Consider the following 23,968-nt stretch of genomic DNA (forward strand, 5'->3'; position numbering starts at 1 on the left):
CGCTCGGCACTTCGTGTCCTCGCTGCCCCCCGAGGGGGCGCGAGCTTGCTTGGGGCGGCCCGGCGCGGCGCTCACAACCCCTCCGGGCACGAGAACTCGCGCAGCTCGCGCAGGCGGATCGGGTGCTGCACGCTGTTGGTCGTGACTTCGAAGCGCGCCTTGCGCGCGCCGATCTGGAAGGTGATGAAGAACTTTTCGGGCGCGTCACCGGCCTCGAGCTGGCCGCCATCGAGCACGCGGAACAGGGCCCAGGGGCCGTCCACCGCCAGGCCCGAGGGACCGCTGGCCGAGGGTGGGCTGACTTGCACGCGCACCTGGTTGCTGCCCTTGGGGCCGGGCCACTGCACCGCCATCGGCACCACCGGGCCGTGTGAGTACTTCACCAGCTGGCCGTCGACGTCGAGGATGAATTGCGTGATGGTCTCGTCCATCTCGACCGGCTTGAAGTCCAGGCGCATGGCGGGCGTGCGGCCGGCGGCGCGGAAGAAGATGTCCTTGATGCGCGCGGCGCGCTCGAACTGCGCGAGCGCCTGCGTGGTGACGGCTGCGCGCTCGGCCACCGGCTTGTAGCGCCAGGGCTTGGTACTGGTGTCGACCAGCGCGGCCAGGCGCTTCTGGAAGAAGTCGTCCATCAGTCCGCCGGGGCCGAACATCTGGCCGAAGTCCTCCGGCAGCACGTCGCGGCTGCTGCCGGGCACGAAGGGATAGCGGCCGGCGATCGCACGGTTGCAGAAGTCGGTGACCGGGCGCAGGTCCTGGCTCAGGTTGCCGCGCTCGGCCACGCTGGCCTGCGTGGCGCCGGCCTGGCTGAGGTTCTCGACCATCGAGCGCACCGGCTCGGGCAGGCGGCCGGCATCGGACTTGAGCTTGCCCGCGACGTCGCCGGGCGGCGGCGAGGTCCGCGCCTTGACCGCCGTGTCGACCGCGGTGAGGTACACGTAGACCTCGTTGAAGAGCTTGAGCGCATCGTCGATCGGCGCCGGCTGGCCCGGCGCGACCGCGGTGACGAGGCGGCGCAGCGGCTCGAAGCGGTCGTCGACGATGCTCTCGATGCGCTTGCCCGGCGCGACCGCCTTGTTGGGGTCGCCGCCGAACAGATCTTCCAGGCCCTTGCGCGTATTGCGCACGGTCTCGGTGGCCTTGCTGACCACGTCCTTGGTCGTCTCGGCGGGGATCAGCGTGGTCTGCTTGACCACCGCACGCAGGAAGTTGGCCAGCGGCGAGTCGACGCCCGAGAGGATGCGCGCGGTCTCGATGTTCTTCTCCAGCCCGGTGGCGCGCACCAGGCGCACGTCGGCCAGCATCGCTTCCCAGACCTTCACGTACTCCTCGAGGTAGAGCCGGCGCACGCGGTCGGTCAGCGCGCCGAGCTGGGCCGCATCGCGCAGCTTGTCGGCCACGCCGCGGTCCTGGCCGAGCACCCACGGGTCTTCCTGCGCCAGCAGCGCGGTCTGCACCGTGACCGCGCTCTGGAAGCGCTTGTGGTAACCGTCGTAGGTGAACATGCCCGGCACGCCCTCGGTCAGCGGCTTGCCGCTGATGCGCTCGAACACCAGCGGCGCCGACGGTCCGGCCGCGGTCGCGATGCTGAAGGGCGGCACGTCGCTGCCCAGGCGCTGGCGCTTGAGGCGGCTGAAGACGCGCTGCTCCAGCGGATAACTCGCGAGCACCGCGCGCACGTTGCGCACCAGGTTCTCGTCCATCTTGAGCGGCGAGCGCGGCGGGCCTTGCGCGATCAGCACGTCGAGCTGGTCTTCGAGCAGCTTGCGCTGGTCCTCGGGAACGCCGCGGTCCAGACTGCGGGCCCAGTCGAGCGTGATCCAGGCCTTGAGCGCCTCGGCATCGAAGTGCTCGGGCTGGTTGAGCATGAGGTAGGTCTTGAGCGCCTCGTAGCTGAATTCGAGGTTGTCCTTCTGCGCGGTGCGCAGCTGGTCCTCGATGCGCTTGGCGAGCTGCGGCAGGAAGGCCTCGTTGAGCGCGCGCTGGTGCGCCAGCATGGCGGCGGCATCGAGCTTGTCGCCCTGGTAGAGGCCGAGCGTCATCGACAACGGCGGATCGCCCTCGCGGTTCTCGGGCGCGCGCCAGATGTTGCGCAGGCCCTGCAGCACGGGCGCGACCTCGACCAGGTTCTGCACGCGCGCCGGCAGTGCCGCCAGCGTCTGGCGTGCCGGCTCGATGCGCGCCTCGACCGCATGCAGGTACGCCAGGTTGCGCCAGCTGCTGTAGCCCCAGCCCGCGAGCAGCGCGACGGTGACCAGCGTCATCGCCGTCACCGCGGCCAGCCGCACGGCATGGCGCCGGCGTTCGAGCTTGACGTCGGCGCCGGCCAGCCGCTGCTCGGGGAACACCACGTCGCGCAGCAGCGACGTGAGGAAGTAGCTGCGGCCGCTGCTCTTCTGCGGCGGCAGCATCGCGCGCTCGAGGCCGAAGCTGCGCGCGAGGCTGCCCATCACGCGGTCGATCGGACTGCCTTCCTGCGTGCCGCTGGTGAAGTACACGCCTCGCACCCATGGCGGCTGTGCGAAGCGAGAGCCGGTGAAGACCTGGTCGAGCAGATCGGACAGCAGCGGCCCGACGGCGCCGAACTGCGCCGGGAAGCCGAAGATCGCAGCGCGCCGCGTGCCGTCGGTCTCGCGCTGCATGCGCGCGATGAGGCCGTCGTTGACGCGCGCGTGCAGCAGGGCGAACTCGCGCTGGAAGGCCGCGCCGAGCCCGGCTTCGTCGACCTGCGCGCTCTCCTCGACCGGCAGCGTGAAGCCGAAGACCTGCGCGCGCTGTTCCTTGCCGAGGTCGGCGAAGTATTCGCCGAAGCCGTAGAGCAGATCGCTCTTGGTCACCAGCACGTAGACCGGCAGCCGCGTGGTGAGCTTGGCATCGAGTTCGAGCAAACGCGCGCGGATCGAGGCCGCGAGCGAGGTGCGCGCCTCGGCGCCCTGGCTCAGCAGGTCGGCCACGCTGACGGTGAGGAACACGCCGTTGAGCGGGCGCCGCGGGCGCACTTTCTTCAACAGGCCGAGAAAGCCTTCCCATGCACTCTTGTCCTCGGCCTCGTGGCTGTCCTGCGTGGTGTAGCGGCCGGCGGTGTCGATCAGCACCGCGTCGTCGGTGAACCACCAGTCGCAGTTGCGCGTGCCGCCGACGCCGCGGATCGCGCCGGGGCCGAACTTGTCGGCCAGCGGGAACGAGAGGCCGGAGTTGACCAGCGCCGTGGTCTTGCCCGCGCCCGGCGCGCCGATGAAGACGTACCACGGCAGGTCGTAGAGATAGCTGCCGCCCGACAGCGAGAGCCAGTCGCGCCAGCCGGGCTTGCGGCCGGCCGCGTGCAGGCGCATCTGCTTGAGCGTGGCGACGGCTTCGGTGAAGCGCGTGCTGAGGATCTTCTGCTCGCCGTTGTCGGCCTGCGCGGTGGCCTGCGACGCGGGCGCCTTCATCAGGCCTTCGGTCAGGTGCCGGCTCGCCTTGCGCGCACGCCAGCGCCGCCACAGTGCGCGCAGGACCACGATCAACACGATGACGCCGATCAGCACGGCGCGCGCCATCTCGCTTTCGAGCGGCGCCAGCGCGCCGATGCGGATCAGCGGCCCGACCCACCAGATCAGGATCGCGATGACGAGCAGCGCGAGCGCGGTGAGCAGCAGCGGACTGAACAGCCAGCCGAACAGCTTCTTCATCGCTTCACCTCCGCGAGATCGGCGGCCACGCGCTCGGGCGGACTGAGCAGCACGATGTCGACGCGGCGGTTGCGCGCGCGGCCGGCCGGCGTGTCGTTGCCGGCGATCGGCTCGGCATCGGCCTTGCCGTCGGAGCGCATGCGCGCGGGATCGACCAGCGTCGACAGCGCGCCCTTCACCGCATCGGCGCGCGCGGCGGACAGATGCCAGTTGGACGGGTAGCGCATCGAGCGGATCGGCTGGTTGTCGGAATGGCCGGTGATCAGCACATCGCCCTTGACCTCGGCCAGTGCCTGGCCAATGCGGTTCAGCACCGGCAGCGACTGCGCCATCGGCTCGGCGCTGCCGGAGCCGAAGAAGCTGTCGCCGCGCAGGCGCACCGTGCTGCGGTCGGCCTCGTCGGTCACGGTGACCAGGCCCTGCTTGATCTCGGGCTCGAGGAATTTCGCGAGCCGCGGCGCCTTGGCCATCACCGCCGGCGGCGCAATCTGGACGTTGGGCACGCGCAGGCTCGAAACCGCCGCGTAGGTGGCATCGGAGCGGTTGTTGAGCGAGATCCTGAGGCCGAACCACGCGAGCGCCAGCACCAGCAGGAAGCCGACCGCGAACACCCACAGCGGCAGCGACTCGCGCAGCCGCGCCGTGCCCGCGGCCTGGCCGCGCCAGTGCGGCGACAGCTCGGCCTCGGGCGCGGGCCGGTCCTTGGCGATCAGGTCGGCCAGGCGCTGGCGCACGGTGTCGAGCTGCGCGCGGCCGTTCTCGACCACGCGATAGCGGCCTTCGAAGCCGAGCGCAAGCACGCTGTAGATCAGCTCCAGCAAGGGGCGGTGCGTGGGCACGTCCTGCGCGAGCTTGGCCAGCAGCTGGAACACCTTCTCGCCGCCCCAGGTCTCGTTGTGGAACTGCACCAGCAGGCTCTGCTTGTTCCAGCCGGCCTGCACGCCCCAGGGCGTGTTGGCCACGGCCTCGTCGAGCGCGGTGCACAGCACATAGCGCGCGGCCAGCACCGATTCGTTGGCGACGCCGGCGCGGCGCGCGTCGGCATCGAACTGGTTGACGGCCTCGGCGGTGGAGGCGCGCAGCGCCTGCACGTCGCGCGGCTGCACGAGGTTGCGCAGCTTGCCGATCAGCACCAGCAGCTTGCCCGCGGCCGACACCAGCGGGTTCAGCAAGCCGAGCTCACCGAGTTCACCCGGCAAGGCATCGCCGCCGCCCATCTGCGTCGGCGGCACCGCGGCCGCGCCGCCGCCCGGCGCGCGCGGCTTGGGCTTGATGACCGTGCGCTCGGATTCGTAGGCGGCAAAGGGATCGGGCGTGGTCATGATCTGATGGCCCAGAACGCGAGGTCCAAACCAGGGAAGTCGCCTGCGATGTGCATCGCGACGCCGCCCGACTGTTCGAGCTGGCGCCAGAGATCGCTGCTGCGCGTCTCGAGCTCGAAGTAGTTGGCGCCGGTGTGGAACGGGATCTGCCGCGGCGCGACCGGCATCGGTGTCAGCGTGACGCCGGGCAGCGCGAGATTGACGAGATCGCGGATGCGCTCGACCGGACCGATCTTGACCTGCGTCGGAAAGCGCGCGCGCAGCGCCTCGCTCGGCATCTGCGCGTTGACCGCGAGAACGAAAGTCGCGTTGCGCTGCAGCTCGACATCGGGGATCACCGCCACGCGCACGCCATGCTTGCGGTCGTGCAGTTCGATGCGGATGGCCGACTGTTCGAGCACCATCGACAGGCTGCGCCGCAGGTCGTCCATCACGGGACGGAAACTCAGGGCGAGGTCGTCATGGATGTAGGGACCGAAGCGCGTGACGCGCCGCGCATCGCGAAAGGTCGCGAGATCGCCGGCCAGCGCCAGGGCGTGTTCGAAGAAGCGCTGCGGATGCAGCATCGCGCTTCGGGCCATGTGCGCGAACACGGCCTCGTTGCGGTTGACCGTCTGCAGCAGCATGAAGTCGGCGATCTCGGCCACGCCGCCGGTGCCGCCCTGCGTCATGCGCCCGGCCAGCGCCTCGCCGCGCTGGCGCAAGAGGCCCAGCAGTTCGTCGAGCCAGGCACGGATGACCGCATGGCCGGCGACGTCGAGCAAGGGCGGCAGCAACGCGCGGTCGAGCTGCACCTGGTTGTCGACGCGGCGCTCGACCACGCGCGTGACGTTGAGCGTGGTCCAGGCGTCGGTCGCGTCGCCGGCGCGCATCAGGCGCGTGTGCAGCGTGCCGAGCTGCAGCGTCGCGGTGCGCTCGCCGGCGGTGTTGGAGTCGGGCACCTCGGATTCGAGCACGCGGTGCCGCACCAGGTCTTCGTAGGCTTCGGCATCGGCCTCGCGCGCGCCGGCACGGCGCAGCGGCAGCGCCAGCACCACCGGCTCGTCGCGCATCGTGGACGGGATCTCGATCGGCTCGGGCAGCGGATCGACCGCCGGCATGTCGAACACCGTGCCGTCGCCGAACAGGCCGACCGCGCGCACCAGCGCCAGCTTGCCGAGCGACAGCGCAGCGGCATCGATCTCGAGCTCGGCAAAGCCCCAGGCATAGGGCGTGGTGCTTCGCAACAGCAGGTGCCGCGCATGGTCGGCATGGCGCTCGCTTTGCTGCAGGTGCTGGGGTTGCAGCAGCATCCCCTCGCTCCAAACCACTTTAGTACGCCAACTCATCCGCGCTCCGTCGACGGCAGGGAAATCCCCGCCTGAATGGAAACATCTAGTTTCCGGCGCGGGGGTGCGGCGGCAAATCTGGCGAATGGCCTAGGGCGGTGTGGCGGCCTAGTGCGAAGGGGTTAGGTGATGGCGCGGCCGGTGTACGCTTTCGGGGCCGATGAGCATCTACGCGACCTGGGACGGTTCCCTCCAATGCACCCGGCCCTGGCTCGATGCCCGGGGCCTGGGCGAGCGCGTGTGGGTGCCGGCCGGCACCACGCTCAGCGAAGCGCAGGCCGTGCACGGCCACTTCCATCTGATCCGCGCCGGCTACATCAGCGCGACCATGGCGCGCGCCAACGGCGCGCCGCTGCTGCTGGAGATCCTCGGACCGGGCACGCTGTTCGGCGCCGGGCCGGCCTTCGAGCGCAGCCCGCGCTTCGCGACCACCTTCGCGATCACCGATTGCACGCTGGACTGTTTCGATGCGGCCACGGTCGAATCCGCATTCGGCACGCGGCCCGAACTCGCGGTCGCGCTGATCCGCCTCATGAACGTCACGCAGCGCTCGCTGGCCCGCAAGCTGATGCGCTTCACCTCGTCGACGCCGGAAGAACGGCTGCTCGAACTGCTGGCGCGCGTGTCGCGCGTCGAGCAATTGCAGAACCCGCAGCGCGATCGGCCCCAGGTGCATCTCACGCACGATCAGCTGGCGGCGATGTCGGGCCTGTCGCGCGTGACGGTCACGCGCACGCTCAAGAAGCTGGCGACGCAGGGCCTGGTGCAGACCCAGCCCGGACACGTCGAGGTGCTGCGGCCCGACCTGCTGGAGCGCAGGGTCGAGGGCCTTTAGCGCAGAACCTGTATCTGCGGATACAGGCCTTTGCCGGACCGCGCTCTTAGAGTCGGGCCATGAAGACCTTCGCGACGCTGGGCCCGGCCGGCAGCAACCACGACCTGAACACGCAGCGCTACATCGACTTCCACGGGCTGCAGGGCGCGAAGATCGTCTACGTGAGCCACTTCTTCGATGCGCTGGAGATGATGCGCGCCGGCACGGTGGACTTCACCATCCAGGTCTGCGCGCATCCGGACGTGGCGCTGACGATCGAGCGCCATCACACCGAGATCTTCCTGGTCGACTGCTTCATCGGCACCACCAAGGCGATGGGCGTGCTCACGCGCAGCGATGTCGCCGAGCCGAAATCGCTGGGCTACATGGTCGCGACGCGCGGCTACTTCGACACCTCGCGCTGGGAGACGCGGCTGGAGCAGGTCTCCAACTCGGCGGTGGCGCAAGGCCTGCTCGAACATCGCTACGACTCGGGCTTCACCGCGATCGAACTGGCTGCGCAGCACCCGGGCCGATTCCGCATCGACCAGGTGATCGGCGAGGTCGACGTGGTGTGGCTGGTCTACGGCAAGCGGCGGCTGAACCGCGGCACGCTGCTCGCGTGGAAGGATGCGCCGGTCCATGCCGAGCTGCACGCGTGATGGATGCGGACGCGCTCGTGCGTTGTTCGGCCGCCGAGTTGGTCGCCGCGGTGCGCGCGCGACAGGTCAGCGCATCGGCCGTGGTGCGCGCGTTCCTCGATCGCACCGATCGCATCGAGCCTCGCCTCAATACCTGCGTCACGCGCACCGACGAGCTCGCGCTGCAGGCGGCGCGCCGCGTCGATGCGCGGATCGCCGAAGGCCATGATCCTGGCGCGCTGGCCGGACTGCCGGTCAGCGTGAAGGACCTGATCGCGGTCGGCGGCGTGCGCCAGACCTTCGGCTCGTGGGCCTTTGCCGACCACGTCGCGCGCGAGGATGCGCCGGCCGTGGCGCGGCTGCGCGCGGCCGGCGCCTGCATCACCGGCAAGACCACCACCAGCGAACTCGGTTCGAAGGCGGTCGGCGACGCGCCGCTGACCGGCATCACGCGCAATCCATGGAACCCGGCGCGCACGCCCGGCGGTTCGAGCGCCGGCGCTGCGGCCGGCGTGGCCGCCGGGCTGGTGCCAGCGGCCCTCGGCACCGATGGCGGCGGCTCGCTGCGCATCCCGGCCTCGTTCTGCGGACTGGTCGGCTTCAAGGCGACGTTCGGTCGTGTGCCGGTGTGGCCGGCCTCGGCAACGCCGGCGCTGGCCCACGTGGGCCCGCTGGCGCGCAGCGTGGCGGATTGCGCCTTGCTGATGTCGGTGATCGCGGGACACGACGCGCGCGACCCCGACAGCCTCGCGCTGCCGGTGCCGGACTATGCCGGCGCGGCGGCCGGACCGGATCCTTCGCCGACGCGCGAATGGCGCATCGGCTGGTGCGAGAACCTCGGTCCCGGCCGCGCGACGGCCGAAGTGCAGGAGCACTGCCGGCGCGCACTCGACCCGCTGGTCCGCGCCGGCTGCACGGTCGTCACGCTCGATCGGATCTTCGGTGACGACCCGGCCATCGCATGGAACGCCGAGTTCTACGCCGGCATCGCATCGCGGCTGCCGAAGCTCGACGACGACGCATCGATCGCGGCCCGCATCGACCTGCTGGCGACGCCGGCCACGCCGACCAGCGCGCCGCCGGTCGGCGTCGACGCGCCAGCCGGCCACGAGGGCCGCGGCCCGGTCGACTGGTCCTACTTCACCTACCCCTTCAACCTCACCGGGCACCCGGCCCTCTCGCTGCCCGCGGGCCTGGGCGCGGACGGCCTGCCCATCGGGCTGCAGCTGGTCGCGGCGCCGCGCAACGAGCTCGCGCTGCTGCTGGCCGCGCGAGCCATCGAACGCGCGCACGGCTTCGGCCTGGCCGCCATCGATCGAACATGACTTCATCGGGAGACTGCACATGTGGAAGCAACTGAATCGAATCCTCGTCGCCGCGGCGGCCGTGTTGACGCTGGGCCTTGCGCACGCGGACTACCCCGAACGGCCCGTGACGATCGTCGTGCCCTACGGTCCCGGCGGCGGCACCGACCTGCTCGCGCGGCTGCTGGCGGCCGAGATGTCGACGCAGCTGGGGCAGAAGTTCATCGTCGAGAACGTGCCGGGCGCCGGCGGCGTGGTCGGCACCCGAAAGGTGATGGAGTCGAAGGCCGACGGCTACATGCTGCTGCTGGGCAGCGGCAGCGAGCTGGAGCTGATGCAGATCACCGACCCGCAGGCGAAGCTCGAACGCTGGACGCCGCTGGCGCCGGTGGGCCTGATCGGCACGCAGCCGATGATCCTCGTCGGCCGCAGCACGATGCCGGCCAGGTCGACCGACGCGCTGATCGCGGCCATGCGGGCGGACCCCGGCAAATACAGCTACGCCTCGGCGGGCGTCGGCACGCAATTGAACATCCTCGGCGAGCTGATCAAGTCGAGCGCCAGGGTCGACATGCGCCACGTGCCTTACAAGGCCGCCGGCCAGATCCTCACCGACGTGGTCGGCGGCCACGTCGACCTCGCGGTGATGGTGCTGCCCAGCGTGCTGCCGCAGATCCGCAGCGGCCAGGTGATCGCCTACGGCATCAGCGACACGCAGCGCTCGCCGGCGGCGCCCGAGATCCCGACGCTCGACGAGAGCACCACGCTCCACGACATCGACATGAAGATCTGGTACGGCCTCTTCAGCCCCGCCGGCGTGCCGGCACCGATCGCCGACAAGATCAACGGCGCGATGCGCGCCGCCTTGAAGCAACCGGCCGTGAAAACCAAGCTGCTCGACATGGCCGTCACCGCGGCGCCGGATCCCAGCGCGGCGCGGCTGATGGCCATCAAGCAGGACGGCCTGGCGAAGATCAAGACCGTCTTCGAGGCGATCAAGCCCGAGAAGTAGAAGAATTCAGGGCGGGTTGTCGCGCAGCGCGGCGACCTGCTCCGCATAGCTGCTCTCGATGCGCTGCAGCCGCGCCTGGCGCGCGGCCTCGTTGACCCACTGCGAGGTCATCGCGCTCTGCCGCGCGAGCTGGTAGGACAGCTTGGCGGCCGGCAGCAGGGAGCTGTTGCCGGCGGCGAGGAAGCCGGCGAGGTCGTGCAGCGACTTCAGCGTCGCGCGTTCGGCTTCGCCGCGCTGGCCCTTGCCGCGCGCGTAATCGACCAGAAAGTCCTGCACCTTCTTCTGGAAGTCGCGGCTGTAGTCGCGCCGCATCACGATCTGCGCATGCGGGATCAGCTCCGACTCCCAGATCACCTGCAGGCGATCGGCCTCGGCCGGGAACTGGAGCCGGAAGCGCTCGAAGTCGGCGGTGTTGTTGGTGGCCACGTCGGCCTCGCCGTTGGCGACGGCGAGCGCGGTCACCTGGTGGGTGCCGACCAGCTCGCTGCGAAAGCGCGTCTCCATCACGATGTGGTTCGGCAGGAAGAGCTGCAGCTGCGGCACGATGAAGCCCGACACCGAGCGGCTCTCGCCGCGCGCCATGCGCCAGCGTTCGGGCGCGGCCAGCAGGTCCCTCAGCGAATTGAAGGGGCCGGCCTTGCGCGTCAGCAGCAGCGCGCGGTAGCCGGGCAGGCCGTCGTGGCGCGTGACCTGCGCGACCACGGTCATGCGATGCAGCGTCACGGCGTCGAGCGCCATCTTTCCGGACAGGAAGGCCATGTCGACCTCGTTGCGCTGGATCGCCTGTTCGAGCGCTTCGTAGGAGGTGACCGAGAGCACGCTGACCGGACGGCCGATGGCACGGCTCAGGTCCGCCAGCAGAGGCTCCCAGTCGTTGCGCGATTCGAAGGCGCCGCCCAGCGGCAGGATGCCGAAGCGCAGCGGCGCTGCATTGCCGGCGGGCGCCGCCGGCTGCGCCGTCGCCGCAAGCTGCACGCCGAGCAGCAGCGCCAGCGCACAGCGCCACAGCACGGCGCCGACACGCCGTACCATCGGCCCCTTGAGGCGCGCCGGAGCCGGGGCGTCGGCGGGGAGTGCGACACCGGCGGGGAGGTGGACAGTGGCCTGCATCGTCGGAAAGCGCAATGGCGGAAGGCCCGGTGAACGGGCTGGTCAAAACGGGGCGGTCAAGAACACAATTAGAAACCAACTTCTGCGGGAAACGTGGCGTTTTTAATCATTCATGGACCGAGGCCGATCGGCGATCGCCCGGCCCGCGCGCGCGCGCGCCGCCCATGAGCCGGCCCTTCCGCACCCTGCGCCTGCTGGTGCGCCTCACGCTGGCGCAGCAGCTCGTGCTGCTGGCGCTGCTGCCCGCCACGGTGGCCACGCTGGGCGCGATCGCGGTGCTGACGCGCCAGCACCTGGCCAACGTGACGGAACTGATGCGGGCCAACGCGCAGACCGTCGCGCTGCAGGTCGCGACCGTGGCACAGCCCCAGATCCAGCGCATGGACCGGCGTGCGCTGCAGCACAGCGCTGAATCCGGCAGCTCCCAGCCGCATGTGCAGCAGGTCCAGATCTGGTCGGAGGATGGCGAGATCCTCGCCAACTCCGAAACCCTCGACCGCAAGCCGGCCGAAGGCCTGCAGGTGGTGGCGCCGATCGTCGCCGAGGACGGCATGCATGCCGGCAAGGTGATGGTGGAGATCAACCTCGACGCGGTGCGCGTCGCCAGGCAATCGGTGTGGATCAACGTGGTGCTGGTGCTGGGCGCCAGCCTGGTCGGCGTGGGCCTGGCCGGCTGGTGGGCGGCGCGGCGCATCAGCGCGCCGATCCGCGCGCTCGGCGAGGCCGTGGACCAGCTCGGCGCCGGCGAGAACGCGCAGGTGGCGCTCGAAGGCACGGCCGAAGTACGGCGCCTGCAGCACGGCTTCAACCTGGCGGCACGCGCGCTGACGGAAAGCCGCAGCCAGCTGGAAAGCCGCATCACCGAGGCCACGGCCGAGCTCGAGAGCAAGAACCGGCAGCTCGAGGTGGCGAGCCAGGCCAAGACGCGCCTCCTGGCGGCCGCGAGCCACGACCTGCGCCAGCCGCTGCACGCGCTCACGCTGTTCTCGGACGGCCTGGCCAACGGCGAGACCGACCCGGTGCGGCTGCAGCGCATCGGCCACATCCGCGAGTGCGTCGATTCGCTCGACCGGCTGTTCTCGGAGCTGCTCAACCTGTCGCAGCTCGACGCCGGCGTGCTGCAGCCGCAGTGGACGGATTTCGCGCTCGACCATCTGTTCGACGAGATCAGCCGCAACTTCCGCGCCGTGGCCGAGCAGCAGAACCTGCGGCTGGTGGTGCGCAAGACCGAGCTGTGGGTGCGCTGCGACTACGTGATGCTGTCGCGCATCCTCAACAACCTGGTGTCGAACTCGCTGCGCCACACCACCGAGGGCGGCGTGCTGATCGGCGCGCGGCGGCGCGGCCGGGCGATCCGCATCGACGTGCTGGACACCGGCATCGGCATCGCGGCCAAGCACCAGTCGCGGGTCTTCGAGGAGTTCTACCAGGTCGAGCCGAACGGCCGCCAGGGCCGCGGTGCGCGCGGCATGGGACTCGGGCTGGCCACGGTGCAGCGGCTGGCGGCACTGCTCAACACGCGCGTCGATCTGAGCTCGCTGCCGGGCAAGGGCACCTGCGTGCGGGTGCTGGTGCGCGCGGCCGAGCCCGTGCCGGCCCAGGCGCTGCCCGCCGCGCTGCCCGCCGGCGGCATCGCGATCGACGAGGCGCCGAGCCTGCACGGCGTGCGCGTGCTGGTCATCGACGACGAGCGCACCATCCTCGAAGGGCTGCAGGTCGTGCTGTCGAACTGGGGCGCCGAGGTGCTGATCGCGCAGACGCGCAGCGAAGCGCTGGCGCTGGCCGACACCTGGGAGCGGCCGCCCGACCTGGTGCTCAGCGACCTGCTGCTGCAGGGCGGCGACAACGGACTGGACGTGCTGGCCGCGCTGGAGCGCCATCCGCACGGCATCGGCGAGGAGACCGGGCGCCTGCTCGTCACCGGCGAGACCAAGCCCGACCGGCTGCGCGAAGTCGCCAGCGCCGGCGTGGCCGTGCTCTACAAGCCCGTCTCGCCCCGGATGCTGCGGCAGGCGATCCATGCGCAGCTGAGCGCGATCCGGCAGGCTGTGCTCTAGGATCCGCCCGCGGCGGGCATCCCCCATCGGACATAGACCGAGCGGCCGCGAGACGGCACCGGCGGACGCCGCAATCCGGCCGCACGGGCGCCGACATAAGCCCTCTGCCTTATCGCGCGAAAACAGCCGCATCCGTACATTGGGTTCCATACCCAACGGCCTTGCACCATGTTTGCGAATTGCCTTTCCACGCCCGGTTCCGTGCCGTGCGCCGTCGCGGGCATCGCGCTGCTCTGCACCGCGCTGCTGTGCGGCGCCGCACAGGCGGCCGGGCTGACCGTGCTGCTGACCGACGACACGGCGGCGCATGCCGAATTCGTGCGCGAGCTGCGCGACACCCAGGAGAAGGACAGCCGCGTCGACGTGGTCCGCCTCGGCACCACCAACACCGCCGCCAACACCACTGTCGCTTCGGCGGCGGACAGCGCGAGTGCCGACGAGGACCGTGCAATGGCCGGCGTGCGCACCCGCGGCCTGCGCTCCGACGCTGGCGCCGATCCCGCGGTGACGGTCGCCGTCGGCATGGACGCGGCACGCTCGGCGATCGATCGGCCGGGCCGCGATCCGCTGGTGCTCGCGATGCTCACCCGGCTCGACTACGAAAGCCTGAAGAGCGACCCCGGGCTGCGGCGCGGCGAGCGCCGTGTCGGCGTGTTGCTGCGCGACCCGGCGATGGCCGACCAGCTGGCGCTGATCGATGCGGTGCTGCCGCAGAAACGGCGCCTCGGCGTGGTCGCCACCGCCGAGTCGGAACCGCTGGTGCGCGAACTGCGGCGCGCCGCGCAGGGCTGGGACGTGCAGGTCGAGTACGCGCCCGATGCGCAATCGCTGGCCGCCGTGCTGCGCCTGCTGGTGCCGCGCAGCGACGCGCTGCTGGTGCTGCCCGACCTGATCGGCGACAGCCAGGCGGCCACGCTGTCGGTGCTGCGCGCCGGCGCCGGTGCCGGGCTGCCGGTGTTCGGCGCCAGCGAGGGGCTGGTGCGCTCGGGCGGGCTGGCCGCCGCGATCTCGACCCCGGCCCAGCTCGCGCAGCAGGCGCGCGCATTGGCACGCAAGGTCGCCGCCGCCAATGCGGGAAGTGCCGGCGTGCTGGTCGAGCCGGCGACGCCGGCGAGCGTGCGAGTCAACGGCACCGTGGCGCGCGGACTCGGCCTGCACCTGCCCGAAGAACGCGAGCTGACCGCCCGGGTGACGGCCACCCGATGATCTCCTCGAGCCACCGCCTGGTCGTGCCCGTCTCCGCGGCAAGCCCCATCGACCCGCCGCTGCCGGACGGCCGCACGCTGGTGGTCCGCGGCAGCCTGCAGCGCGACCTGCTGCGGCTGGGCATCGTGCCCTGCGCAGTGGTCACGCTGGCGCTCACCGGCTGGTTCACGCACATCCGCCTCAACACGCTCGAAGCCGCATTCGATGCCGAGGGCGAAGCCGTGGCGCGCCAGGTCGCGGCGATGTCCGACCTCAGCCTCTATGCGGGCGACCTGCCGGCGCTGCAGAACGTCGCCAACGCCGCGCTGCGCGGCGGCCAGGTGACGCGTGTCGAGATCAGCAACAACGCCGGCATCTACGTCACGGCCGGGCCCAAGGCGCCGCCGCTCGCGCAGCTGCGCATGTTCACCGCGCCGGTCACGCTGCGCGAAGCCTCGCGCGCCAGCGCCTTCTCGCCCGCCGGCTCGACCGCGGCGGGCGAAGCGCCGATCGGGCTGGTGCAGACCTTCCGCGACACCACCTCCTACACGCACGAACGCACGCGCTCGCTGATGGCCGGCATCGGCGTCGGCCTGATCGCGCTGCTGGCGGCCTGGGCCTGGGTGCGCCATACCGCGCGCACCGTCACGCGGCCGCTGCGCCGCATCTCGCGCACCGTCGCGGCGCTCGAGGCCGGGCAGTTCGACGCGCGCTGCGACCTCGTCACCACCGACACCCAGGCCGCCGACATCGAGGCCGGCCGCCCGATCGGCACGCCGCGCGCGCGGCACGAACTCGCCACGCTCGCGCACGACATCAACCGCCTGGCCGACCGCCTGCAGCGAAACCGGCAGCGCAGCGAGGACAAGGTGCGCGAGGCCACCGCCGTCGCGCTGCAGCGCATGGCCGAGGCCGAGCAGGCGGCGCTGTCGCGCGCCCGCTTCCTGGCCGCCGCCAGCCATGACCTGCGCCAGCCGCTGCATGCCATGGGCCTCTTCATCGACGGCCTGCTGCCGACCGCCAGCGCTGCGCAGCGGCCCGCGGTGCTGCGGCTGCAGGAAGGCACTGCGTTCATGGGCGTGCTGCTCGATGACCTGCTGGAGATTTCGCGGCTCGACGCCCAGGTGCTGACGCCGAGCATCACCGGCGTCTCGCTGGCGGCGCTGTTCGACCAGCTCGATGCGCAACATGCCGCCGGGGCGGCCGAATCGCAGGTCCGGCTGCGCTGGAAGGACCAGGGCCTCGCAGTGCGCACCGATGCCGCGCTGCTGCTGCGCATCGTCGGCAACCTGGTCAGCAACGCGATCCGCCACACGCCGGCCGAAGGCACGGTGCTGGTGGCCGCGCGGCGACGCGGCAGCGCGGTGCGCATCGAGGTGCGCGACAACGGCGTCGGCATCGCGCCGATCCATCAGGCGCGCATCTTCGAGGAGTTCTACCAGGTCGCCAACACCGAGCGCGACCGGCGCCAGGGCTTCGGCCTCGGCCTCGCGATCTGCACGCGCATCGCGGCGCTGCTCGGCACGCGCATCGAGCTCTGCTCGGCGCTGCAGGCCGGCAGCACCTTCTCGCTCGAACTGCCGCTCGCGGATCCGCGCGAGGTGCCGCCGCCCGCGCCGGAAGCCGTGGCACCGGCACCGCTGGCCGGGCTGCGCTGTCTGGTGGTGGACGACGACCCCGCGATCCTCGACGGCAGCCGCGCGCTGCTGCAGCAATGGGGCTGCCTGGTCGAATGCGTGGCGAGCGGCGCCGAGGCGCTGGCCCGGATGGGCGAAGCCGGCGCGCGCTTCGATGTCGTGCTGTGCGACCTGCAACTCGCGGGCGACGAGGACGGCATGGGCGTGATCGACGCCACGCGCCAGCTGCAGCCCGATGCGCTGGCGGTGCTGGTGTCGGGCGCCACCGGACCCGAGGTGCTGCAGCGGCTGCGCCAGCGCGGCGTGATGCTGCTCACCAAGCCGGTCGCGCCGGCCAAGCTGCGGGCACTGTTGTCGACGCGGCGCGCCGGACAGATCGCTTGAGCGCACCGAAGGGCCGCATCCATCGGTGTCTCGAACGGGTCATTTCATCAGCACGGCGAGCTCGGTCATTCGCCGTCGCAACGACTCTGTGCCCAGCGCTTCGAGGTCCAGAGCGCATGCGAAGCGCATGAGATCGCGCTGCCGGGCCACGCTGAATGCGGCGCCATCGTCGCGCGAAAGTTCCCTGTTGAATTGAAGCAGGAGCGCCGTCTCGCCGGCGGGAAGATCGGCGCAGGGGCCGAGTGTCAGTTCGAGCGTCAGTCTGCGCGGGGCCTCGAGGGAATGCGCCATCGAGAACGAGATCCCATCATGAATGATCTCGACGTCCACGCTCGATCCGGCCTCGCCGACGTGGTCCCCGGCAGGTGCCCGCCCTGCGCCCAGCGATTCGACGGCGGCACGGAAGACGCGCCGCCAATGGACGGCATCGTCGCTCGTGGTTGACGAGCAGCGCGTGCACGTGCCGAGCACGCCTGGCCAATGGTCGTCATGAAGACCTGCCCGCACCCAGTCTCTGAGCGGACGAGCCAACGCGAGCGCCTCGGCGAGAAGATCGGCCGCCGTCAGCGACACGAGCGATCTCCATTGCGAGCAGAAGATCGCTTGCCGAACAGCATCCATGCCGAGGGATGCCGGCCGCATCCGAAACAATTCGCCGCTGGCGCAAAGCAGCCGGTATTCGGACGCATCGGCCGGGCCGTGCGGGACGCGGCCCACTTCGCAATCGAGCAATACCGACGAAGAATTCCGAGTCAATGAGTGGATGATCTCGATGGATGCGTCGCCCAGGTCCAGGGACAGGGCCATCGAATCGTCCGATTCGAGGTGAATCGGCGGCACGGGAACAGCGAGTTCGCGATGCATCTCCTGCGCCAATCGAAGGAAGGCCTGGCGGTCGGCGACATGGCGGTCGGGCATGGTGGGTCGTCATCCGCATCTGCGCTCGCGCTTCATCAAGGCAATCCTCCCCAGCGGTCTTCGTCCAGGCGCTGCATGGTGCCGGTCAAGCAGTGCATCCGATGCAGCGCAAGGAAATCCCGCACATCGTTCCTGGGCAGCCGCATCTCGTCGAACGCCGACAAGGGGTAGACCTTGTCAGCCCAGGGATCACACACCACCGCGTCCGGCCCCCAGGTGCTCATGTCTTCCAGATCCGAATCGGGTTCTCGGCCGATGACCACCAGCATGTGATCGCCCCCTTCAAAGCGGAAGACTTCCACCAGGCCGCCATGGGGATTGCACTCCCGGAGAAACCACCAGGCCGCCGACGCTTGCTCCTCGCAATGACCGTAGCCCCACTTCTTCAGCAAGTACGCCGAGATCCGCATCACATCGGCCTGCATGACGCACACGACCTCTTGCCCTTTCAAGTTGACCCCGCATCGCCATGGAATGTCGTTGTCCTCGACAAGTTCTTCCAGAATGCGTCTTCGCTCATCGCGCAGGGCGGCGATGCGCGTCCTGGCCTCGTGGGGGCCGAGCCTGGCGTCCGGCATCGCATTGGACCCATGCGTCAGCATCGCCCTCACATGAACCTTGGCAAGATCGGCCAACCCATAGTTCCTGGCGAAGGACTCTCTGGTCAGCGCGGAGGCGACCACGCTTTCTCGCGCGATGGCGGCCCGCTGCGAATCGAAGGCACGCTGCCTGATGCGGCGGACGAGCGTCTTGATCGCGACATCGGCCGGGAGGCTGGTTTTTTGCTCGATCACCTTGACGGCAATTTCGATCGATTCGGACTTCGCCGCCGACAGCGTGGTCGGGGGCGTGGTCGGAGGTGTCGTCGTGCGCAGATCCGGCATTTCGCGGATATTCATGATTCACGTTCCTTCCCTCGTTGATCAGTGGCTGCCATTGGCGACATGACGGTGAGCATCGTGGATGCTTCAGTAACCGGAGCCCCCATCGCGTTCCATCCTTCACATCCGCAGGCGAGGCCGTGCTGACCGCGTCCGCGCCAGTTCGCATAATGCGCAGATGCTCGACCCGCAGGCCCTGAAAGCCCTCCGCCCCTTCGTCGCCACGCCGTGCTATGCCGCGACGATGAGTTCGGTCTACGTGCGCAGCCTCATGGGCTTGGTGAATGCGGCCTGGACGCATGGTTTCTCGATGCAGACGCGCTTCCTGGAAGGCGACAGCCTGGTCACGCGTGCGCGCAACCGGCTGGTGGCCGAGTTCATGGCCGATGCGCGCTGGACCCATCTGTTCTTCATCGACGCCGACATCGGCTTCGAGCCCGAAGCGGCGCTGCGCCTGCTGCGGGCCGGCCGCGAGGTGGTGGCCGGTGTCTATCCGCAAAAGACCGAGGGCTGGCCCGAGCATGGGCTGGCGGCGCCTTTGCCGGCCGGCAGCACGCGCGCCGACTTCGAGGCGCGGCATGCGAAGTTTCCGCTCAATGCGCTGCCCGGCACGCGGGCCGAGGACGCCGACGGCTTCGTCGCCGTGGCCGATGCGCCGACCGGCTTCATGCTGATCGCGCGCAGCGTGTTCGTGCGGCTGGCCGCGCGCCATCCCGAGCTGCGCTACACGCCCGATGCGGACACCGATCCCGCCGCCGCCGCGTGGCCGCACTACCGCTTCTTCGACACCCTGGCCGAGCCCGGCAACGGCCGCTACCTGAGCGAGGATTTCGCCTTCTGCCGGCGCTGGCGCGAAGCCGGCGGCCAGGTCTTCGCCGACCTGCGCTCGGACTTCATCCACCACGGGCAGCGCAGCTACACCGGCAGCCTCGCGCGCAGCCTCGCGCAACGATGACGCACGCGCGCCTCGATGGCCGGGCCGTGCGCGATCTGCTCGCGCCGCAACGCACGACCGAAGTCGTCGACGTAGGCGCCAACCCGATCGATGGCCCGGCGCCCTATGCCGCGATGCTCGCGGCCGGCCTGTGCCGCGTGACGGGCTTCGAGCCGCAGGCCGATGCGCTCGCCGCATTGCAGGCGCGGCAGGCACCGAACGAACGCCATCTTCCGCACGCCGTGGCCGATGGCGCGATGCACACGCTGCACGTCTGCCGCGGCAGCGGCATGACCAGCCTGCTCGCGCCCGACGCGGCCACGCTCGCGCTGTTCGCGGGCCTGGTGCCGCTGGCCGAGGTGCTGGCGCGCGAGCCGGTGCAGACGCATCGGCTGGATGAACTCGCGGAGATCGCTGCCATCGACCTGCTCAAGCTCGACGTGCAGGGCAGCGAGCTGATGGTGCTGCAGGGCGGCCGCACGAAACTCGCGCAGGCGGTCGCGGTGCACACCGAGGTGTCCTTCGTGACGCTCTACCAGGGCCAGCCGCCTTTCGGCGAGATCGATCGCGAACTGCGTCTGCAAGGCTTCATGCCGCACTGCTTCGACCAGATCAAGCAGGGGCCGATCGCGCCCTGCGTGGTCGAGGGCGACCAGGGCCGCGGACTGCGGCAACTGCTCGAGGCCGACATCGTCTACGTGCGCGACATCGCGCGACCCGCGCCGATGAGCGACGAGCAGCTGCGCCAGCTGGCGCTGATCGCGCACTGCGTCTACGGCTCCTTCGACCTCGTGCTGCGCTGCATCGTGCTGCTCGAGGCGCGGCATGCGATGGCCGCGGGTTCGCAGCAGCGCTATGCGGCGCTGCTCAACACGCCGCGATCAACCGGCTAGAAATCCGCGCAGCCGTTGCGCCGCTCCGTGTCCACGCAGCTCGTGAGATTGGGCCGCGATCGCACGCGCGTCCATTCGCGCGCGAGGATGTCGCCGCCCTGGTCGGCGCGGTCGCCTTCGAGCGGGCCGGTGGCGAAGCAGATCGGCGGCGGCCCGATGTTGCGGTCGTAGGTCCAGGTGTTCGGCAGCTCGCGCAGCACGTCCGGCATCGGCAGCTGCACGAAGGCGCCGACCACCAGCTGCCCCGGTATCACGTTGACCGCGTAGCCCGCGGCCGATGCGAAGACGCCGTTGATCGGGTACACGCCCGGCGGACTGGCCGGGCCCGCCGGCGAACTGACGAAGCCGGGGAAACCCGCCGCGGTATCGCCGAGGATCAGGCCGGTGATGCTGTAGATGAAAGGCGGATTCGGCAGCCCGCCACGCCGCGAGGCATCGCCGATCACCACCGTCGCCGTCGGCTGCTGCGCGTAGATGAAATGGTTGTCGGTCGCCGACACGGTGACGCCGCACAGCCCGAGGTAGGCGCAGTGGTAGAGGTTGGGCAGCAAGCCCGAGCCGAACAGGCCGCCGCGCGTCTCGCCGATCCAGGTATCGGCCCACACGCGCCAGGGCGCGCCCGCGATGGTGTAGGCCGCGAGGTTCTGGAAGCGTGCCGCAGCGACGAGATCCGCGCCGCCGGTGGTGCTGACGTTCGTGCCGAGCGAGAGATCGCCGGTGAGCGTGCGCACCAGCGCGCTGCCCGCGGCCATCGAGGTCGCGCTGACCGGCTGCGGCAGGTTGGACGCGGCGTCGTAGCCCGTGACCGTGGCCGAGCCCAGCGTCAGCGCATTGGCATCGGTGTATTCGAAGCGGCCGGCCGCGCCGCCCGCCACGGTGCCGACATCGTTGCCCGGTTCGTTGAGCAGCACGTTGCCGCCGCTCGAACGCGCGAGCAGCGTGCCGGCCGTGATCGTCGCGCCGGCGGCCTGCGTGATGTTGCCGCCGCTCAGCAGGCCGAGCTGCGGCGTCGCGACCGGTGCGCCGAGCGTGATGTTGCCGCCGCCACCGTTCTGCAGCGTCAGCGGCGAGGCCAGCGCGAGCGGGCCGACGACGTCGATGCCGCCCGCGTGCAGGTTGCTGCCGGCCACGATCGTGCCGGCCGTGATGCGCGTGAACTCGTCGGCGCTGACGGCGAAGCCGCTGGCCGCGGTGCCGCCGAGCGTGATCGGATTCGCGGTGAGGTCGCTCGCATTGCCCAGCACGTCGACGCCGCCCGGCCGCAGGTCGAGCACGTTGCCGGCGCGCACCGTGCCGCTGATGTCGAGCGCATCGCCCGCGCCGCCCGTGGCTGCGCGCAGCACGACGTTGTGGTTGCCGTCGACGCGCGAGGCCACGCTGCCGGTCACCGCGGTCGCCGCCCCGATCAGGACACCCGGATCGGCGCCCTGCGATGCGCCGGTGATCTCGATGTTGCCGCTGCCGAGCGCGGTGACGACGGAACTGTTGACCACCGCCACGCCGTTGCCGCCGCCATCGATGGCGGCCGCCTCGTGCAGGCCGTGGAGCACGATGTCGCCGTCCGTGCTGCGCAGCGTGGTGCCGTTGATCTCGATGCCGTAACCCGGGCTGACGATGCCGCTCGACGAGATGCCGCTGCCCACGCCCGTGATGCGGATCGCGCCCAGCGTCGTGGAGACGCTCGTCGCGACCGCGTTCGCGCCCACGGTCGAGATCATCTGCACGCCGGTGCCGTTGGTGCCGCCGATGCCGGTGATCGACACGTTGCCGGTCGAGCTCTGGATCGTCGTGTCGGTGATCTGCACCACGTTGTTGAAGACACCCGTGGTGGGCGAGCGCGTGCCGGTGATGCTGACCGAGCCGCCCGGGTTGGCGTCGAGCTGGCCGATGCGCGTGTCGATCTGCGTGTTGTTGAGAATGATCGGGCTCGCGCCGGTGTCGCGGCTGCGCGCATTCATCACCACGTCGCCGCCGTTGGTGGTGATCACGCCGTTGAAGCCGATGTTGCCGTTCTGGTCGGGCAGCGCGCCCAGGCCGGCGTTGAACACCACGTTGAGCGGACCGGCGCTCGAGCGGATGGTCGTGTTGGTGTTGAGCGCGTTGATGCCGAGGTTGGCATCGACCTCGAAGGTCAGCGGCGCGGTGCCCACCGTGCGGTCGATCAGCACGCCGCCGCCGAAGTTGACGTTGCCGGCCGTCGCCGGGCCGGACGTGCCGGTGGTGATGGTGACGCCGGTGCCGGCATTGAGCGCTGCGTTGATGTCGCCGTCCTGCACGGTCGAGGTCGCGATCGGGTCGAAGGGATTGGTGGGCAGCGTGCCCGCGGCCGCGCCATTGACGATGGTGACGTCGAACGGGTCGATCAGCCAGGTGCCCGCGCGGCCGGCCGGCGCCGAGGCGTCGGTGCGCAGCCCGAGCAGTTCGATGCCGCCGTTGGTGTCGCCGGCAGGCACGGCGAAGCCGCCCGAAGTCTCGATGAAGCCGCCATCGCCGCCGCCGGGGCCGCCCCGGGCCGACAGCGTGCCGTAGGCGCGCAGCGTGCGCTCGCCGAGCAGCTGGATCTGGCCGCCGTTGCCGGTGCCGGTGGCATCGGCACGGAGGGTGCTGCCGGCCGTCATCGCGATCGCACCGGTGTCCGGCGCACCGGCGACGGCGGACGCGCGCAGCGTGATGCTGCCGCCGCCGGCCTTGCCGCTGGCATCGAGCGTTGCCGGGTCCAGCACCGAGAAGGTCTCGTCGATCGGCGTGTAGGAACCGATCAGGATGCCCTGGCCGGTGGCCGTGATCGTGCCGCCCTTCACGCCTTCGCCGTGGCCGGCGACAGTCACCTCGCCGCCGGCCAGCGTGATGCCGGCCGGCGCGCTGCCGCTGTCGAGGACGATCTCGCCGTTGCGCGAGCTCAGCGAGCGCGCGCGCAGCACGCCGTCGACGTTGACCACGCCCTGCGCGACCTCGCTGCCGGCGGTCGCCATCAGCACCACACGGCCGCCGTCGGCCTGCACCGTGCCGCCGTTCAGCACGCTGCTGAACAGGCCCGGCGAGACCTTGAAGGTGGTGAGCCCGTCGCCCGCGAAGTCGATCGTGACGCCGTCGGCCGACACCAGGCCGGCGGTGCCGTGGTTGGCGACCAGGCGGCCGCTGTTGCGCACGTCCGCGCCGATCAGCGCCACCGTGCCGCCGCCCGTGGCGGTGATGCTGCCCTGGTTCTCGACCCGGCCGCTCAGGCCGCCCTGCTGGTTGAATTGGAAGCTCTCGGTGCCGCCCATGAACGCGTCGTTGCTGGTGCCCATCTGCAGCGTCGATGCGACCAGGCCGCCGACGTTGACCGACGAGGTGCCGGTGAACAGCACGCCGCTCGGGTTCACCAGGAACACGCGGCCGTTGGCCGTCAGCGAGCCCGCGATGGTCGACAGGCCGCCGCCGGTCACGCGGTTGAGCAGGATGCTGGTCGCACCGGGCTGCGTGATGTTGACCGCGTTGCCGACGCCGATCGAGAAGCCCTGCCAGTCGACGATGGCGCGCTGCGTGGTCTGCGTGATCGGCAGCACGCTGCCGCCGGCCGTCGGCATGCCCACGTTGACGGCGCCGCCGCGCACGGTGAAGTTGTTCCAGGTCGGCAGGATCTGCGCCATGGCCGGCGCGGCGCCCATGCAGGCCAGCGCCAGCGCCACCGGCCGCATGGCGAAGCGCACGCCTTGCGCGCGCGCCGCGCGCCGAGAAGAGAGGGCCTGCTTCATTTCAACTGCTCCAAAGCGCCTCGCGCGACTCGCGACGAATGAACGCAGCGGCAAGCAAAGCGACGCCCGTTCGGGAAACACCGCGGAACCGGCTTTGCCGGGCCGCCGGTGTTGCCCCCGGTGAGGGGGTTGGCGAAGCG

The 23,968-nt window shown here is 70.6% G+C and carries 16 protein-coding genes; 9 read left to right on the forward strand and 7 right to left on the reverse strand.

What is annotated here, in order from left to right; genetic code table 11:
- Positions 1-71: 71 nt before the first annotated feature.
- The 3 genes from tssM to tssK are packed head-to-tail and all read right to left on the reverse strand — an operon-like array spanning position 72 to position 6,321.
- Positions 72-3,671, reverse strand: coding sequence for a type VI secretion system membrane subunit TssM (tssM, locus tag E5P2_RS25120; protein WP_162569812.1), 3,600 nt, complete (start codon positions 3,669-3,671; stop codon positions 72-74).
- Positions 3,668-4,993, reverse strand: a complete 1,326-nt coding sequence (locus tag E5P2_RS25125) for a DotU family type VI secretion system protein (RefSeq protein ID WP_162569813.1) — start codon at positions 4,991-4,993, stop codon at positions 3,668-3,670. The genes tssM and E5P2_RS25125 overlap by 4 nt, the downstream gene beginning before the upstream one ends.
- The gene (gene tssK / locus E5P2_RS25130; RefSeq protein ID WP_162569814.1) at positions 4,990-6,321 is read right to left on the reverse strand and encodes a type VI secretion system baseplate subunit TssK; all 1,332 of its coding nucleotides are present in this window, start codon (positions 6,319-6,321) and stop codon (positions 4,990-4,992) included. The genes E5P2_RS25125 and tssK overlap by 4 nt, the downstream gene beginning before the upstream one ends.
- Positions 6,322-6,481: 160 nt before the next feature.
- Between tssK and E5P2_RS25135 the strand changes: the two genes are divergently transcribed.
- Genes E5P2_RS25135 through E5P2_RS25150 form a run of 4 tightly spaced genes read left to right on the forward strand, consistent with a single transcriptional unit; the run spans position 6,482 to position 10,092 of the window.
- On the forward strand, positions 6,482-7,156 hold the full coding sequence (locus E5P2_RS25135; protein WP_162569815.1) for a Crp/Fnr family transcriptional regulator: 675 nt from the start codon (positions 6,482-6,484) through the stop codon (positions 7,154-7,156).
- 59 nt (positions 7,157-7,215) lie between these two features.
- Positions 7,216-7,797 carry a hypothetical protein gene (locus E5P2_RS25140; RefSeq protein ID WP_162569816.1) on the forward strand — a complete coding sequence of 194 codons (582 nt, stop codon included), beginning with the start codon at positions 7,216-7,218 and terminating at the stop codon, positions 7,795-7,797.
- Entirely contained in the window at positions 7,797-9,101 is a 1,305-nt protein-coding gene (locus E5P2_RS37885; RefSeq protein WP_162569817.1) for an amidase, read from the forward strand. The genes E5P2_RS25140 and E5P2_RS37885 overlap by 1 nt, the downstream gene beginning before the upstream one ends.
- Positions 9,102-9,120: 19 nt before the next feature.
- Complete coding sequence (locus tag E5P2_RS25150) at positions 9,121-10,092, forward strand: Bug family tripartite tricarboxylate transporter substrate binding protein (RefSeq protein ID WP_162569818.1); 972 nt, start codon at positions 9,121-9,123, stop codon at positions 10,090-10,092.
- A 6-nt stretch (positions 10,093-10,098) separates the two neighbouring features.
- Here the strand turns inward: E5P2_RS25150 and phnD are convergent, their stop codons facing one another.
- On the reverse strand, positions 10,099-11,124 hold the full coding sequence (phnD, locus tag E5P2_RS25155; protein ID WP_162570661.1) for a phosphate/phosphite/phosphonate ABC transporter substrate-binding protein: 1,026 nt from the start codon (positions 11,122-11,124) through the stop codon (positions 10,099-10,101).
- A gap of 242 nt (positions 11,125-11,366) precedes the next feature.
- On the opposite strand from phnD, the gene E5P2_RS25160 reads away from it, so the two are divergent.
- From E5P2_RS25160 to E5P2_RS25170, 3 genes are all read left to right on the forward strand, one after another.
- Complete coding sequence (locus E5P2_RS25160) at positions 11,367-13,259, forward strand: ATP-binding response regulator (protein WP_162569819.1); 1,893 nt, start codon at positions 11,367-11,369, stop codon at positions 13,257-13,259.
- Positions 13,260-13,427: 168 nt separating this feature from the next.
- Entirely contained in the window at positions 13,428-14,465 is a 1,038-nt protein-coding gene (locus tag E5P2_RS25165) for an ABC transporter substrate-binding protein (protein WP_162569820.1), read from the forward strand.
- Positions 14,462-16,465 carry an ATP-binding response regulator gene (locus E5P2_RS25170; protein WP_162569821.1) on the forward strand — a complete coding sequence of 668 codons (2,004 nt, stop codon included), beginning with the start codon at positions 14,462-14,464 and terminating at the stop codon, positions 16,463-16,465. The genes E5P2_RS25165 and E5P2_RS25170 overlap by 4 nt, the downstream gene beginning before the upstream one ends.
- Before the next feature lie 39 nt (positions 16,466-16,504).
- Here the strand turns inward: E5P2_RS25170 and E5P2_RS25175 are convergent, their stop codons facing one another.
- Together E5P2_RS25175 and E5P2_RS25180 are read right to left on the reverse strand one after the other, a co-directional pair.
- The gene (locus E5P2_RS25175; RefSeq protein WP_162569822.1) at positions 16,505-17,383 is read right to left on the reverse strand and encodes a hypothetical protein; all 879 of its coding nucleotides are present in this window, start codon (positions 17,381-17,383) and stop codon (positions 16,505-16,507) included.
- Between the two features lie 35 nt (positions 17,384-17,418).
- A complete protein-coding gene (locus E5P2_RS25180; RefSeq protein WP_162569823.1) occupies positions 17,419-18,282 on the reverse strand; it encodes a hypothetical protein in 864 nt (287 codons plus the stop codon).
- A 160-nt stretch (positions 18,283-18,442) separates the two neighbouring features.
- On the opposite strand from E5P2_RS25180, the gene E5P2_RS25185 reads away from it, so the two are divergent.
- On the forward strand, positions 18,443-19,219 hold the full coding sequence (locus tag E5P2_RS25185) for a hypothetical protein (protein ID WP_162569824.1): 777 nt from the start codon (positions 18,443-18,445) through the stop codon (positions 19,217-19,219).
- Positions 19,216-20,091 (forward strand): FkbM family methyltransferase, encoded by an 876-nt coding sequence (locus tag E5P2_RS25190; protein ID WP_162569825.1) that lies wholly within the window; start codon positions 19,216-19,218, stop codon positions 20,089-20,091. The genes E5P2_RS25185 and E5P2_RS25190 overlap by 4 nt, the downstream gene beginning before the upstream one ends.
- Here the strand turns inward: E5P2_RS25190 and E5P2_RS25195 are convergent.
- Positions 20,088-23,828 carry a beta strand repeat-containing protein gene (locus E5P2_RS25195; RefSeq protein ID WP_162569826.1) on the reverse strand — a complete coding sequence of 1,247 codons (3,741 nt, stop codon included), beginning with the start codon at positions 23,826-23,828 and terminating at the stop codon, positions 20,088-20,090. The two genes, E5P2_RS25190 and E5P2_RS25195, sit on opposite strands and share 4 nt — an antisense overlap.
- Positions 23,829-23,968 lie beyond the last annotated feature (140 nt).

It is taken from the genome of Variovorax sp. SRS16 (assembly GCF_901827165.1).
Taxonomy (GTDB): Bacteria; Pseudomonadota; Gammaproteobacteria; order Burkholderiales; family Burkholderiaceae_C; genus Variovorax.

Coding starts and splice junctions, on each gene's coding strand:
- tssM (WP_162569812.1), bottom strand. CDS start 3,671: ATGAAGAAGCTGTTCGGCTGGCTGTTCAGTCCGCTGCTGCTCACCGCG.
- E5P2_RS25125 (WP_162569813.1), bottom strand. CDS start 4,993: ATGACCACGCCCGATCCCTTTGCCGCCTACGAATCCGAGCGCACGGTC.
- tssK (WP_162569814.1), bottom strand. CDS start 6,321: ATGAGTTGGCGTACTAAAGTGGTTTGGAGCGAGGGGATGCTGCTGCAA.
- E5P2_RS25135 (WP_162569815.1), top strand. CDS start 6,482: ATGAGCATCTACGCGACCTGGGACGGTTCCCTCCAATGCACCCGGCCC.
- E5P2_RS25140 (WP_162569816.1), top strand. CDS start 7,216: ATGAAGACCTTCGCGACGCTGGGCCCGGCCGGCAGCAACCACGACCTG.
- E5P2_RS37885 (WP_162569817.1), top strand. CDS start 7,797: ATGGATGCGGACGCGCTCGTGCGTTGTTCGGCCGCCGAGTTGGTCGCC.
- E5P2_RS25150 (WP_162569818.1), top strand. CDS start 9,121: ATGTGGAAGCAACTGAATCGAATCCTCGTCGCCGCGGCGGCCGTGTTG.
- phnD (WP_162570661.1), bottom strand. CDS start 11,124: ATGGTACGGCGTGTCGGCGCCGTGCTGTGGCGCTGTGCGCTGGCGCTG.
- E5P2_RS25160 (WP_162569819.1), top strand. CDS start 11,367: ATGAGCCGGCCCTTCCGCACCCTGCGCCTGCTGGTGCGCCTCACGCTG.
- E5P2_RS25165 (WP_162569820.1), top strand. CDS start 13,428: ATGTTTGCGAATTGCCTTTCCACGCCCGGTTCCGTGCCGTGCGCCGTC.
- E5P2_RS25170 (WP_162569821.1), top strand. CDS start 14,462: ATGATCTCCTCGAGCCACCGCCTGGTCGTGCCCGTCTCCGCGGCAAGC.
- E5P2_RS25175 (WP_162569822.1), bottom strand. CDS start 17,383: ATGCCCGACCGCCATGTCGCCGACCGCCAGGCCTTCCTTCGATTGGCG.
- E5P2_RS25180 (WP_162569823.1), bottom strand. CDS start 18,282: ATGAATATCCGCGAAATGCCGGATCTGCGCACGACGACACCTCCGACC.
- E5P2_RS25185 (WP_162569824.1), top strand. CDS start 18,443: ATGCTCGACCCGCAGGCCCTGAAAGCCCTCCGCCCCTTCGTCGCCACG.
- E5P2_RS25190 (WP_162569825.1), top strand. CDS start 19,216: ATGACGCACGCGCGCCTCGATGGCCGGGCCGTGCGCGATCTGCTCGCG.
- E5P2_RS25195 (WP_162569826.1), bottom strand. CDS start 23,828: ATGAAGCAGGCCCTCTCTTCTCGGCGCGCGGCGCGCGCGCAAGGCGTG.